10 protein-coding genes are annotated in these 14,883 nt (G+C 41.2%); 3 read left to right on the forward strand and 7 right to left on the reverse strand.

Going from position 1 to position 14,883, the window contains the following annotated elements; translation table 11 throughout:
• The first annotated feature begins 1 nt into the window (after nt 1).
• On the forward strand, nt 2–1,492 hold the full coding sequence (locus BC751_RS10965) for a xylulokinase (protein WP_130275568.1): 1,491 nt from the start codon (nt 2–4) through the stop codon (nt 1,490–1,492).
• Nucleotides 1,493–1,812: 320 nt separating this feature from the next.
• Here BC751_RS10965 and BC751_RS10970 read toward each other — a convergent pair whose 3' ends face one another.
• The 5 genes from BC751_RS10970 to BC751_RS10990 all read right to left on the reverse strand — a co-directional run bounded on the left by BC751_RS10970 (nt 1,813) and on the right by BC751_RS10990 (nt 8,469).
• On the reverse strand, nt 1,813–3,033 hold the full coding sequence (locus BC751_RS10970; protein WP_242617437.1) for an IS4 family transposase: 1,221 nt from the start codon (nt 3,031–3,033) through the stop codon (nt 1,813–1,815).
• A 171-nt stretch (nt 3,034–3,204) separates the two neighbouring features.
• Entirely contained in the window at nt 3,205–4,116 is a 912-nt protein-coding gene (locus BC751_RS10975; RefSeq protein ID WP_130275569.1) for a carbohydrate kinase family protein, read from the reverse strand.
• The gene (locus BC751_RS10980) at nt 4,109–5,452 is read right to left on the reverse strand and encodes a sugar porter family MFS transporter (RefSeq protein WP_130275570.1); all 1,344 of its coding nucleotides are present in this window, start codon (nt 5,450–5,452) and stop codon (nt 4,109–4,111) included. Before BC751_RS10980 ends, BC751_RS10975 begins: the two co-directional genes overlap by 8 nt.
• A 90-nt stretch (nt 5,453–5,542) precedes the next feature.
• Nucleotides 5,543–7,039 carry a glycoside hydrolase family 32 protein gene (locus tag BC751_RS10985; RefSeq protein WP_130275571.1) on the reverse strand — a complete coding sequence of 499 codons (1,497 nt, stop codon included), beginning with the start codon at nt 7,037–7,039 and terminating at the stop codon, nt 5,543–5,545.
• Between the two features lie 635 nt (nt 7,040–7,674).
• Nucleotides 7,675–8,469 (reverse strand): thymidylate synthase, encoded by a 795-nt coding sequence (locus BC751_RS10990; protein WP_130275572.1) that lies wholly within the window; start codon nt 8,467–8,469, stop codon nt 7,675–7,677.
• A gap of 122 nt (nt 8,470–8,591) precedes the next feature.
• Between BC751_RS10990 and BC751_RS10995 the strand changes: the two genes are divergently transcribed.
• Nucleotides 8,592–10,865 (forward strand): efflux RND transporter permease subunit, encoded by a 2,274-nt coding sequence (locus BC751_RS10995; protein ID WP_242617440.1) that lies wholly within the window; start codon nt 8,592–8,594, stop codon nt 10,863–10,865.
• Here the strand turns inward: BC751_RS10995 and BC751_RS11000 are convergent.
• Both BC751_RS11000 and BC751_RS11005 read right to left on the reverse strand, forming a co-directional pair.
• Entirely contained in the window at nt 10,855–11,925 is a 1,071-nt protein-coding gene (locus BC751_RS11000; protein ID WP_130275573.1) for an endonuclease/exonuclease/phosphatase family protein, read from the reverse strand. The genes BC751_RS10995 and BC751_RS11000 overlap by 11 nt on opposite strands.
• Before the next feature lie 237 nt (nt 11,926–12,162).
• Nucleotides 12,163–13,506 carry a M24 family metallopeptidase gene (locus BC751_RS11005; protein WP_130275574.1) on the reverse strand — a complete coding sequence of 448 codons (1,344 nt, stop codon included), beginning with the start codon at nt 13,504–13,506 and terminating at the stop codon, nt 12,163–12,165.
• 127 nt (nt 13,507–13,633) lie between these two features.
• On the opposite strand from BC751_RS11005, the gene BC751_RS11010 reads away from it, so the two are divergent.
• The gene (locus BC751_RS11010; RefSeq protein WP_130275575.1) at nt 13,634–14,209 is read left to right on the forward strand and encodes a DUF2911 domain-containing protein; all 576 of its coding nucleotides are present in this window, start codon (nt 13,634–13,636) and stop codon (nt 14,207–14,209) included.
• Nucleotides 14,210–14,883: the final 674 nt, after the last annotated feature.

Consider the following 14,883-nt stretch of genomic DNA (forward strand, 5'->3'; position numbering starts at 1 on the left):
GATGAGAAGATTATTATTAGGTTACGATATAGGGAGCTCCTCGGTAAAGGCCACGCTGTTGGACGCAGATACAGGGAAAGTGGTCGCATCAGAAGGTCTTCCAAAAGTAGAAATGCCGATCGCTGCACCCCAAAAAGACTGGGCCGAGCAGGATCCTGAAATGTGGTGGAAATACATCGTTGAAACCACCCAAGCAGTTACTCGGCAGGCCCAAGTGAAATCGGGAGAGCTGAAGGCCATTGGGATTTCCTATCAGATGCATGGGTTGGTGTGTGTGGACAAAGAAGGGAAAGTGTTACGTCCATCTATCATTTGGTGTGACAGCAGGGCAGTAGCCATTGGCAATAAAGCCTTTGAGGTTTTGGGAGAAGGATATTGTTTGTCTAATCTCTTGAATTCTCCAGGCAATTTCACAGCTTCCAAACTCAGGTGGGTGCAGGAAAATGAGCCAGAGCTTTATGCGAAAATCCATAAAATCATGCTTCCTGGGGACTACATAGCCATGAAGCTGAGCAGTGAGATCAAAACTTCGGAGACAGGTTTGTCAGAGGGGATCTTTTGGGATTTCAAAGAAAATGGCGTTTCTAAAAAATTATTGGATTATTATAAAATTGACTCCAGCCTTCTGGCAGAAGTGGTGCCCTCATTCAGCCATCAAGGTACTGTCACCTCACAAGCAGCGGATATATTAGGAATAGATGCGGGAGTACCTATTACTTATCGGGCAGGAGATCAGCCCAATAATGCTTTTTCTTTGAATGTATTGGAAGAAGGAGAACTGGCTACTACGGCAGGGACTTCAGGGACGGTCTATGGGGTAAGCAATTCACCCGTTTACGATCCCCAATCCAGGGTCAATACCTTTGTTCACGTCAATCATAGCCAAAAAGATCCGCGATACGGTGTACTGCTCTGTATCAATGGAACGGGGATTTTGAACAGTTGGATTAAGCGGTTGATAGGAGGGGAGGCCATCACTTATCCTCAAATGAATGATTTGGCGAGTGAAACGGCCATTGGGGCAGAGGGGTTAAGTTTTATTCCTTTTGGCAACGGTGTGGAAAGGATCATGCAGAACAAGCCGGTAGGTGCACATATGATTGGGCTGAATTTGCTGCAGCATGACAGAAGGCATGTGCTCAGGGCGGTCCAAGAAGGCATTGTTTCTTCCCTTAAGTATGGTTTTGATATTATGAAAGCCATGGGATTGAACCTGAATACCGTGAAAGCCGGTAAGGCCAATATGTTTCTCAGTCCTTTGTTTAGAGAAGCATTTGTCAATATGAACCAAGTGAGTTTGGAGTTATACGATACCGATGGTTCCCAGGGAGCTGCCAGGGGGGCTGGAATAGGTGCCGGTATTTATGCGGATGCGAAGGAAGCCTTTGCCGGTCTGGAGCGTTTGTCCGTGTTTGAACCGGAGAAAGAGAAGGTAGCGGCATACACTGAGGTATATGGGCAGTGGAAAGCTGCACTTTCCAAGGTGATGTAAACAGTTTCAGGTCTTTCTTTTTGGACCACAATAGTGACAAAAGGAAACAGAGGCTGTCTCATAAGTCAATGCATTAAAACATTATCCAAATTATATTTGGTATTTTATTAGTGGGGCTTTGTGTCTTAGAGACTTCGTGGCATTTTTTTTGCCACAAAGTCACAAAGGTATTGATTTTAAACAGAAATTTGTTTTGGCAACAAATCTAAAGGTCAATTTATAAGACAGCCTCTGTTAATTTATTTCTGAACCACACAATGCTGTCCTAAATAATTTTTTCTTCTCTAAGAATATTAGCTTAGAGGTAATTGTGAAGTGATTTATTTATAATCTGGAAAAAGAACCCCCTGTGGGTTATATTTTGGGGGTTTGTCATGATCTTCAAAAGGTCTGTCCAGCCAATTTTGCAATTCAATTTTGACGAAAATATTCAATCTGATAAATGCTACTAGATTTGACAGATGCCATCCGTATTTTGCGGATGCTTTCATTGCTTTTAACAGTAAAATTGTAATCAAGGCAGTCCATATCTGTATCATTACTGCGTTTTTTGAAGTTCCAATGAATGTCTTAATGTGGAGTAGCTGCTTAATATCCCTGAAAAAAACTTCAATTTCCCACCTTGATTTATAAAGGTCTCCGATTGTCTGTGCTGCCCAGGTGAAGTTGTTGGTGATGATTTCTATGGTCTGTTGGTTTTTCTCGTCCCAGACTGCCACTCTTCTGAGTTTTTTAGGATACTTAGTCTTAGACTGTGGGTTGGTCAGTTCTATTTCTTGGTCAATTAGAACATGCTGTGCCATTTTTTCTGGCAGTTCCCGTTCGCTGATCACGGTGTAAGCCAGGTTGTCCTTATGCCTTATGACAAAGAATACCCCTTTGCTGTCCCAAATATTTAGCATCGGAAAGTCATTGTAGTACCTGTCTGCGACGATAACAGAACCTTTTTCCAAAGGTATATTGTAAGCACCTTTATTATCCGCTACGCTTCCTTCTGTAATGTTCACATAAGCAGGAAGTTTACCATCATAATCTAACAGGGTATGCATCTTAACAGCGCCCTTTTTAGTGCGGAATGTGGCCCAGTCGAAGACAGAAAGGCAAAGGCTTATGACTGTTGCATCTAAAAGATATACTGGCACCTTGATTTTAAGTTTGACACGCCTGAGTGATGCCTGCTGTCCTAAACTTCCCAAAAGAGAATAATAAAGGTCTTTAAAAAGATCAGCATCTCTCCGCTTGTTCTGATAGCTGATACTTGACTTGGAAGGAGCCTTTGAAATCCCAAGATGGTTTAGGTTCCCCGTAGCTGAACGAAGACCATTGGATATATCTCTTACCGATGTGCTTTTTGCAAAATGACAGAAAAGCATTGATACTAGATGTGTCCAGCTATCAAAACCTTTACAACCTTTATCTGTCTGCTTATCTTGAACCAGTTTTTTGAAAGTTGAACGGTCAATCTTTTTAATAATCTGTGAAAACAATGTAATATTACACATGAGAGGTCTTTGTTTTTGGTGCAAACCCAAAATACACATTTTGGGCAAAAATTCAGACCTCTCATTTTTTATTTAGGACGCTATTGTGAACCACAAAATATAAGTGCCCGTGCTTTTGATGATGGGCTTATAATCATACTTTTGTGACTCTTATCTCCTTTTGTGGTTAATTTCATGATTTTTTTAGATCAAGATGATGCAAAATGATTGTCACTTTGCAGCCTCTTTCACCCTCAACACATCTTCTATCTCATACCTTGGTGTGCCTCCCTTTTGGGTAGCGACATAGGCTCCCATCGCACAGGCAAAATCCAAAATATCTTGAGGTCTTTTTCCTTCCAGATATGTCTTGACAAAACCACTGAGAAATGCATCCCCTGAACCTACTGTATCTTCTACTTTTACGCTGTATCCGGGATGGGAGGTGATGTTACCTTCCTGATAGATCATAGCCCCTTTGTCCCCCAAGGTGATGCAGACCATCGAAATGGGGAAGTGTTCTGTCAAATAAGCACAGACCATTTTGGACTTTTCCAGATGTGTGGATTTCTCGGGCAAATCAATATCAAAGTAGTCGGCCACTATGAGCAGCTCGTGTTCGTTGATTTTTAAAATGTCCGTATAGCCAAGGATGATTTCTATCTGCTCAAAATCATAGAAAGGTGCCCTGAGATTGATGTCAAAAATCTTAAGGACAGGTTCGTGCAGCAGGTGGTAAAGTGTTTCCCAACTCACTTGGTTTCTTACAGATAAAGAACCGAATATAAAAGCATCAGCACCTTTTACCGCTTTCAGGGCTTCATTGGTTAAGGCTATGTAATCCCAAGCTGCAGGAGAGACAATGTCGTATTTGATGTTTTCGGGATCCTTGTTGTCCACGATGACTTTTCCCGTTGGATGTATTTCATCCTTTTGGATACAGGTTGGGTCAAGTCCAAAGGAAGAAGTGAAGTCCAATAATTTTTCCCCATGCGCATCAAGTCCAATTCTGGAGATCATTTGAACATCCAAACCCAATTGGCATAAATGTAGGGCTACATTCATGGGAGCCCCACCTGGTATTTCATGCTCTGGAAAACAATCCCAGAGCATTTCCCCATAACAAACAACTTTTTTAGACATGATTTTTCCGTAAATCTTTTTGAATTTCTTCCAGTGATTTTCCTTTGGTTTCCGGCATACGGAAGGCTACCCATATCAATTGCAGAACCATCATCAATGCAAAAAAAGCAAAGATGTTTCCAGCTCCAAACGTATTGGCAAAGAAAGGGAATACATTGGCGATCAGTGCGGCCAAAATCCAATGGGTAAAAGACCCCAAAGATTGTCCAAAGGCCCTCAATTCATTGGGGAAAATCTCCGCAATAAATACCCATATCACTGATCCCTGGCCTATGGCATGAGAAGCGATGAAAATAAATACGAAGTAAGGAAGAAGCACATTGCTTACTGCACCGCCAAAATAACTGTAGGCCATCAGGGAAAGCGATATGATATAACCCACCGAACCTATATACATAAGTTTTCTTCTGCCCAGTTTGTCAATAAAGTACAGCCCCAACATGGTGGCCACCAAATTGATAACGCCGATACCAATGGTGGACAGTAGTGCATCTTCAGTGGCTATTCCAGCTGATTCAAATATTCTAGGGGCAAAATAGATAATGGCGTTGATCCCGGACATCTGGTTAAAGAAGGCCATCAAAAATGCGAAAAAAGAGATTTTCCGAAATCTGGGGTCAAACAAGGCTGTGACAGCTACTTTGCCTTTAGTTTCTTTGCTTTCGGCAATGGCCAGTTGCATGGCAGCATCCACACCTTCTGGATCAGTTTTGCTGAGGATTTCCCTTGCTGCATCGAAATCCCCTCTTTTGGCAATCAGCCATCTTGGACTTCTAGGTACTTTCATAATCAGCACAGCATACAATAAAGCCGGAATGGCTTCTACACCCAGCATCCACCTCCAGGCTTCATTCAGGTTGGCTGTCCCTATCAGGTAATTAGAGAAATAGGCCATCAGAATTCCAAATACGATATTGAATTGGTATAAGGCCACCAATTGCCCTCTGCGGGAAGCTGGTGCGATTTCGGAGATATACATGGGTGCCACCACTGAAGAAGCCCCTACACCCAGCCCTCCCAAAAACCTGAAAAACATAAAAGTGTTGACATCATTGGCCAGCGCAGAGCCCAGGGCAGATACCAGATAAAAAATTCCTATCCAGAGTAGGGATGCTTTTCTGCCATATCTATCAGCAGGGATTCCGCCAAAGAGGGCCCCTATGACAGTGCCATAGAGGGCCATGGCCACTGCCAAGCCATGGCTCCAGTCACTTAAGTCCCAGAGTTCCTGAATGTCTCTTTCTGCCCCGGATATCACTGCGGTATCAAATCCAAACAAAAAGCCGCCCAATGCGGCAGTAATAGACAGAAAAAGCACATAATTTTTACTTTGCATACAGGTGAAGTGGTTTGTGTTTTTGGGAAATCAAAATACAATAACTTATCGGTTTGCCCATATTTTTGTCAAAAACTTCTTTAACAAGGTTTATTTTCTCCAAATGCTTTTGAGTGAATAGGCACGATTGGACGGTTCAAAACCTTCCAGCCTCAGTTTATCATAAGGCTGTTTGGGAAATTGTATGGATGTCAGGACCAGTTCTCCCCCGTTGACAAAAACCTCGATCGAGGACCTGTCCAGGTAAATGGTCAGGGTCTCAACCGCTATTTCGTTTAAGGAGGCAATTTGTGCATTGGCAAAGCCTTTCTCAAAATCTATGATCCCTGATTGGCTCCTGTCCAGCCTCAGGTTTTCTTTATCCCCAGTTAATACCAGTTTTTCCCCAAAAGCATTGGCAAGTTCCAGGCGGAAATCAGACGATTTAGTCCGTAAATCCAGTTCCATCAATTCATTTTCCAGCTGGATTTTCTCACCTTTTATTTCAGCTTGACTGGCCCTTAATTTTTTCAGTTCTTCAATAGGTCTTGATAACAATAGGTAATCATCACCTTTTTTGGAAAGATGAAGGGAGCGCGGCACAGTCATGGCCGATCTCCAAGGATGGGTAGGTACTACCTGGGCATAATTCCAATTGCCCATCCAACCGATAAATAATCTTCTTCCATCCGTTTCGGGCACATTGGACCAGGTTACACCTGCATAATTGTCGGCGCCCCAATCCAGCCACTTGACAGATTGCGTGGTTGTTTTAAAAGTAGTGCCGTCGAAATCACCTATGAAATATTGGGTGGCGGAACCACCCTGAGGACCGCCAGGATTAATGCTGACAAATAGAATCCATTTGGTTTCACCATCCTCAGTAGTCAATGGAAAAAGATCAGGGCATTCCCAGACGCCTCCATAAGCAGCCCATGCTGGATTAAAATCACTTAAATAGGTCCAGTCGATCAGGTTAGGAGAGGCATAAAAACTTATTTTATCTTTTACAGCTAAGGACATGATCCAGAGATTACTCTCAGTATGCCAGAAAACTTTGGGGTCTCTGAAATCCTTAATTCCTGGACCTTTTAATACAGGGTTGCCTTCGTACATGGTCCAAGTTCTTCCTTTATCAGTGCTGTAAGCAATGCCTTGGGTCTGAAAATCATCCCTGCCATTTTTTTCACCTACAGGGTCATGAAAGGTAAAAATGGCTACCATGGCAGGGTTTTCCTTGGTTCCCAAACCACTGGTATTTTGATGGTCGATCACAGCTGATCCTGAAAAAATCCATCCATTTTCGTCAGGATAGAGGGCTACAGGTAGATGTTCCCAATATACCAGGTCTTTGGAGACAGCATGTCCCCAGTGCATGGGGCCCCACACATTGCTGTCAGGATAGTACTGATAGAAAAGGTGGTATTCCCCATCCCAATACACCATCCCATTTGGATCATTCATCCATTGGCTGGGAGGGGAAAAATGGTATTGGGGACGGAAGGGTTCATTAAATACCAATTCCTCTTGGTTTGTTTCTTTATAATTTTCTTTGCAGGATATAAAAAGGATGAAAAATGCGATGAAAAGGAGAAAGGGGTTTTTCATGATTTTGGTTTTACAGGTACTTAAAGATAAAAAGTAATTTGTTAGCAATTCAAAAAATCAATGATTGGAAAAATCAATGGTTTGCGGTGGAATTAAAAAAATGTAGATGGGAGAATCTTCGCTCTTCAAGCTGTTCGGTATTATAGATTCCAAACTTCGCTGTTTGGGATTTATAATACCGAACCTGGGTATCATGGATTTGAAATCCATTTTATCCCTTCTCGAAATTGCAAATTTCGAGAAGCGGAACCACTCTTTGGGATTTGCAATCCCGAAGAGCGATACTGAGGATTTGTAATCCTCAAAACATCAAATATCCTCCAAATCGATTTTACTTTTTCTAAAACACTTTCTTGTAAAAACATCGACCCGTTTTCGGACTGTAAACGTAACAAAATGCGGTGTAGATTAATCCCTAATTTGATAAGAATAGCCCATAAGTTTGGTTTTTATTTTAATATAGGGGCTATTTCAAAAAATCATGTTAGTATAACTGGATAAATATTGTGGTAGATTAACAATCCGCTATATCGCTTCTCGAAATTGCAAATTTCGAGAAGCGGGGTCACGCTATTTCACCTTGTGACCATTGAATTTGGGGCTTTCTGTTCATTATGTAACCGCCAAGTATGACGCTATACCGCAACCTCTGCTTTGATATGAGGATGGGGATCGTAATTCAAGAGTTCGAAGTCCTCAAATTTAAATTCAAAAATATCCTTGACATCCGGATTGATTTTCATGGTCGGCAAGGGTCTAAGTTCCCTGCTTAATTGTAACCTTGCCTGGTCTAAGTGATTGCTGTATAAGTGGGCATCGCCAAAAGTGTGAACAAAGTCTCCCAAACCCAAATTGCACACCTGGGCCACCATCATGGTGAAGAGTGCATAAGAGGCAATATTGAAAGGAACACCCAAAAAGACATCCGCACTTCTTTGGTACAATTGACAGGAGAGTTTGCCTTCTGCTACATAAAATTGAAACAGGGTATGGCAGGGGGGCAAGGCCATATGGTCTACATCGGCCACATTCCATGCGCTGACGATGTGTCTTCTGCTGTCGGGTTTGGTTTTGATCTGATGGATCAGGTTTTTGATCTGATCGATTTCTCCACCTTTTCCGTCGGGCCAATGTCTCCATTGATAGCCGTAAACAGGCCCCAGGTCCCCGTTTTCATCCGCCCATTCATCCCAAATCGACACTTTGTTTTCCTTCAGGTATTTGATGTTGCTTTCTCCCTTCAAAAACCAGAGCAATTCATGAATGATGGACCTCAAATGCAGTTTTTTGGTAGTTACCAAAGGGAAACCATCTTCCAGATTGAAGCGCATCTGATAACCAAATACGCTAAGGGTCCCGGTGCCTGTGCGGTCTTCTTTTTTTACACCATTATCCAAAATGTGCTGCATCAGGTCGTGGTATTGCTTCATGATTCTAGGGATTTAATTATGTGCAGCAAGTTAGGAAATCCTTTAAAAATAGAAAATGTGAAAAGGATTTTAGGATATTATTTCCAAAACAATTTCCAAACTTTGCAGTATATTTTCTGATCATGATGTTTATAAAAAAGCAAAGTTACTTTGGACTGTTGATAGCCTCCATTATTCTTTTGATGATGGCTATTTTTCCGCCAAAGGTATTTTTTGATTATGATTTTGAGAGTTTTTTTCCCCAGGATGATGCAGATTTGGCCTTTTATCAGGAATTCAGGGAAGAGTTTGAAAATGACAATGATTACCTGCTGATAGCCCTAGGGCACAAAGATGTTTTTGATGCGGGATTTCTGGAAGACTTTCAATCTTTTAAGTCTCAATTGGGTGAATTGGAGCAAATTGAGCGGGTGTATTCGCTTTTGGACGTAGAAGATGTGGTCATCAATCCATTTGGTATCCAAAGAAAAAAGTTGTTGGATTGGTCTGATGAAGGGAGTTTGGAGCAGTCAAAAAGGAAAATTTTGGGCTCTGAAAGATGGAAAGGAAACCTGATCAGTGCAAATGGGGATTTTTTGCTTTTGATTGCGCACAACCAACAGCAGATTTCCAAAGAAGTCGGAGATGTTCTTTATGGACAAATTGTAGAATTGCTGGAAGGCTATGATTTTGAAAAGGTTTACACCGCAGGAAAAATCAAGGCCCAAGGTGAGTTCGTAAGGCTTATGCAGGAAGAATTTTCTTTTTTTCTTGGGATTTCTTTTGTCCTGATCATCTTGATTCTTTTTTTGATTTTCAGGTCGTGGTGGACGGTCTTGACAGCCATGCTGGTTATTGCCATTGCATTGATCTGGTCCTTGGCTTTAGGTTTGTATTTTGGGAAAGCTTTGGATGTGATGTCTGTAATGCAGCCCACCATTTTATCTATCATTGCATTAGCGGCTTTGGTGCATTATTTCAATCACTACCTTAATTACCTAAGGCATGATTATTCCAAAGATGAAGCAATCCAAAAGTCTTTTTCGGAAATTACTATTGCAGTTTTTTTGACTTGCATGACTACTTCTTTGGGATTTATGTCCCTTTATTTTACTTCCGTTCCTACCTTAAAGTTTTTTGGGTTATATACTGGCTTAGGAGTTCTGATTGTCTTTTTTGCAATTGTGTTGATTACCCCGGGTTTGCTTTATCTAATTCCACCATTAGGGAAAGTTCAGGAGTCAGATCAAGCAGCCTTTTGGAGAAAAAGTATGAGAATTGGTTTTTTGGGGATTATCAAAAGACAGCAATTGATCATTTGGTTTTTCACTGTTACATCCCTGTTTTCAGTTTGGGCACTGACCGGACTCAAGGTGAATGGCTATATTTTGGACAATTTGCCCAGAGAACACGAACTGATAAGGGAATTCAGTTTTTTTGATCGGGAATTTGGAGGTTCTAAGCCATTGGAGTTTTGGATTGAAAAGGGGCCACAGGCAGGAAGTCTGATCGAATGGGATGTGTTGAGGGAGTTGGATAAGTTGGAGGAATTTATCCATTCCAGTTTTGAAACCGGTCCCATCATTTCACCAGTTGCTGTGGTAAAAAGTTTGAATCAAGCTTTGAATTCAGGGAATGGTAAAGCCTTTGTCATGCCAAGTCAAGGACAATGGAAAAGGATGGAGCCCTATTTGGAAAGGGCTTATCAGGAGCTGCCTACCAAAATTTTATCCGATGACCAAAAATCCGCAAGGATTTCTACCCGGATGGAAGATATAGGTAGTCTTCGATCTGTTGCATTGAAAAACCATTTGGACCAGTTTCTTGAGCAAGAAATTGATCCGGATTTATTGAAAGTAAGCATTACGGGTACCTCCCATCTCATTGATATTTCCCATGAAAGTGTAAGCCGGCAGATGATGAAGGGATTGGTTGTAGCCTTTTTGATAGTAGCTATCATTGCTGGATTTTTATTCCGATCCTGGAGGATTGCTGTTATCGTGCTTATTCCTAATATTATACCTTTGCTATGGATGTGCGGTTTGATGTGGCTTTTGGGGATTGAGCTCAAATTGACCACGGCCATATTATTTACAGTGGCATTTGGAATTGCGGTGGATGACAGTATTCATTTTATGTCCAAGTTAAGAATTGAATTGGACAAGGGAAGGAAGTGGCTTTATGCACTGAAGCGGACTTTCATTGATACCGGTAAAGCTATTATTCTTACCACTTTGATTCTTTCTGCCGGATTTGCAGTATTGATATTCAGTCAGTTTGGCGTAACCTTTTACGCGGGGCTTTTGATCAGCACAGCCTTGGTTTTTGCCTTAATGGCTGATTTATTGCTCTTGCCTGTATTATTGATACGATTGGGTAAAATTTGGGAAAAGAAAAAACCGAAAACTAATCATTGACTTCTTGCTTTTTTCTAAGCGGCTTATCCCAAGTGAATACAGCGGAGATGGGATAGTGATCTGAATAATCTACTTCTTTATGGGTTTTAAATTGTAGAATTTTCAAAGGTTCATCAAAGAAAATATTGTCTATCCTTAGAAAGAATAACACTTTATTATAAGTAAAGCCAAAACCTCTTCCTGCTTCTTCAAAGGCATTTTTCATGTTTTTCCTTAGGTTGAAGTAGGTGTAGCTATAAGGCATGTCATTGAAGTCGCCCACCAGTATATTGACATAGGGGCTATTGCGCATGTGTTCTTCCAGTATCCCGAGTTGTGACGCCCTTGTAACCTGTCCTCTTTTCAATTTCCTGAGGGTTTGACGGTAATTCTCTTTGATTCCATCCAGATTGTTGAGATTTTCAGATTCTATGCTCATTGACTCCAAATGCGCATTGTAGATCCGAATAGTGTCTTTGTCGATTTTGATGTCTGCGAAAATGACCCCGTTGTTGCGTTGGGTATCAAAGACCTTTCCTTCATTGATTATGGGATAGCGGCTGAAAATGGCCATACCATAGGATCTGGACCTGGGTTTACCCTCGATGATCTGATAGCTGTATTCATAGCCCAATTCGGTGCCCAAAAGTTTTGTGGTGTTTCTGGAAGGGGTTGTAGGATCCTGATAAAACTCCTGAAAACATTTGATGTCTGAGGGATTTTCCTGAAGCCATTTGATGATGTTTTTATTGTTTTCCCGCCAGTCTCCGTTTTTGTCATAGGCGAATAAGGCCACATTGTAACTTAGAACAGATAATCCTTCCTGGTCATCTGCTTTTTTTGGAAACTGATAGGTTATTCCAATAAATTTCCAGCCTATAATAATGGCCAATAATGGGACTATTGCCAATTTTCTTCTAGCTAAAAGGAGCAGGATGAAGAAAAGCCCGTTGATCAATAATAACAAAGGAATGGTAAGGGTAATCAACCCGACATAGGGGAAAAATTCAGGGGATATGTAGACACTATAAAATAATGCCAAAGAGACCAAAAATAGGAGAACTGTAATGAACCGGATCATGAAATACCTTTGAGAATTCGAAAGTATCTTTAAAACACGCTGAATGCAAGTTTTTGAAAGAAACCAATTAAAATAAACCGAAATTTTCCATCTTTTCCCCTGAGATCAGTTATGATTAGTTATACACAAAACCTGCCGAGTATTTTTAGGGACGAATCTCGAATTTCCAAGAAATTGAATGAATCCTGAGTAGCAACCCGGCAGGTGTTTTTCATGCATAAAATGGGTTATAAAAAATTATTTGATCAGTATCAATTCCTCCTGTGGCTCGATCAGGTATCTTGCTCCATCTTTGGTCACCACAGCAGTCTCTTCGACGGACATGGTCTTAGTGCCTCCATTGGGCAATTTCCAGGCATGAAATCCATCAAAAGCAAAGAGCATTCCTTCTTTCAGTGGTTTTACAGCAGTGGGTCTTACACTTGGATCAGGTAAGAGTCCTCCTCCAAGGTTTGGTCCTATGTCATGGGCGACATATCCTACCGGATGTCCGGTACTCCACATTACAGGTTCGGAACCTCTTTCAGCCATCCAGTCTCTTTGGGCTTTATCTACCTGGTAACCCAATACTCCCGGCTTCATGGCAGCTAAAGCAATCCTATTACCACCAATAGAAGATTCAAAATAATATTGTACAGAGTCAGGGGTTTGTGTTTCCCCTTCTCTCAGAACATAAGCAAATCTTTGGATGTCAGAAACCCACATATCCCAAACGCGGATTCCGAAATCAATTTGGATGACATCTCCGGGCATGATTACCTTGTCTGTCGCATGGGAATGTCCTCTGTCCTGTCCGGAGTTGACATTTGGATTTTGGTCAGGATGCCAGGCGTCTTTGACTCCATATTCTTCCATTTTCTTTTTCAGAAATTTTGCGATATCCGCATCAGTGCTTATTCCCGGTTTGACTTGGGCATAGGCTTCATATTGCCATTGGGAGGTAAGTTCAGCCGCCTTGGTCATGATATCAACTTCAGCAGGCAACTTCACAGATAGCCATTCATAAATGAGTTCGTCTGCGGAAACCAATCTGCTGGCTTGTGGTCCTAAAGCCCTTTCCAGTTCGAGTTTTTGGGTATAGCTTAGTCCATCTGCCAGGGCATTGTCATTGGAAAAATTCACGGCGATTTTATTGAAGTTCTTCGCAAAAATAAACATAGAAGCATCACCTATAGCCGAACCACCTCTTTCTACAGGTATCACCTCATCATGTATTTTTAGATCCGCTAAGGCAGTGGCTTCACCTACAGGAGAGTAAGCCAGTGACCTAACCCTATCATTTTCCAAGAAAAAAAGAAATAGGGCAGTACCGCCGGCATTTTCACCACCGATATGGTGAGCGATCGGGTCGTTATTGTTTTCCCTACAGATAATAATCCAAGCATCTACCCCAGCAGCCTTCATGGCTTCAGGAAGTAGCTTTTGTATTCTTTCTTTTCTGATTTCCGGCCAAGGACTAGGTCCTGAAAAAGGATTTTCAATTGTTTTCTTTTTTTCTTCTGCTTGTTGACAGGAAGCTATCAGAAGGATCAAAATGAAACCCAAAATACCCGGTTTAAATAAAGTGAAAATAGTTTTCATAGGTTGTTGAAATGTCTGATATGAGTTAAATTCCATGAAAAGTAAGTAAATAGGTTTTATTAAAAAAAGCTAAATTTTAGGAATATTGGGAAATTGTCTATCTTCGAATTTGATAAAAGACCAAACTATGAAAAAAACAAACATTTTGATGTTGGCGGTAATCATTGCCGGTACCATGTTTTTCTTTGGCTGTGGTGGGGGTAAAAAAGCTGAAACTGTTGAAACAGAAACTTCCGAAATGGAAGAGACTCCAGCCCGGGATCAAAGAGCCAGTCCGCTTCGCTCATTGGAAGGGAAGATTGGAGACACAAATGTTTTAATTCAATATGGTGCCCCTTCTGTAAAGGGTAGGGTAATTTGGGGAGACCTGGTACCTTACAATGAAGTTTGGAGGACAGGCGCCAATGAATCGACTTATGTTGATTTTGACTCTGATGTTACCGTGGAAGGCAGGCCATTGAAGGCAGGAAGGTACTCCCTGTTTACCATCCCCAGGTCATCCGGAAAATGGACAGTAATTTTCAATTCTGAATGGAATCTGGAACATGGTCATTTTCAGTACAAGCAGGAGAATGATGTACTTAGGGTGGAATCTACTCCTCAATGGGTGGGAGAAAGCCAAGAGCAACTCAGTATTGCTATTGAAAGTCCAGGAATTGTGGTAAGATGGGAGAAATTGGTTCTGCCAATTGTAATAGAGTAATTCACCTGGAACTTTTAAAAAAGAGGCTGTCCGTTTACACGAACAGCCTTTTTTGTTTAAAAAATTAACCTCTCCTTTTCTATTTTTTCATTCAAATATGACAGGTTGGTCACAAAGTGCTAAAAACAATTCTATCATTGGCCAATTTAGGAACTGTTGAATGATCAATAAAATTCTAATCGGATAAATGATAATATTTACGGAAATGGTAAAGTTTGGATGGGTTTGTTTTTAAAATGGCAAGAATAACTTATTTTAATATCAAAGCACCAATGACTTGATCCTAGAAACCGTCACCTTGACGTAGGAAGAGTCTCCTAAAAAAATTGTCCACGCCCGCCTGCTCCGGGCAGGGATTTCACAGATTTCCACGAAAGTTGCCTTCTGATAAAATTCATGAGGAAAGTAAACAGAGGTGATAATTTTAGCGAATTAAAGCTGGCACTTAATGCTACGGTATGTCTCGGAAATTAAGGCGGAGTCTTAAATTCGCTTTAATCTTTTTTCAACAACCTCAGGGATAATAACATTGCAGATTATGGGGAAAGCACGGCTCTCCTTCGTGTAATTGGTGTAATTCGTGGACAAAAAAATAAATTGGTCATTTCCGCCTATTTTCCAATCATCAGAATAATTAAACCTACTAATAATTAACAGTCAAATAAAACAGTTCG

This window comes from Cecembia calidifontis, assembly GCF_004216715.1.
In the GTDB taxonomy this organism is placed as follows: Bacteria; Bacteroidota; Bacteroidia; order Cytophagales; family Cyclobacteriaceae; genus Cecembia_A; species Cecembia_A calidifontis.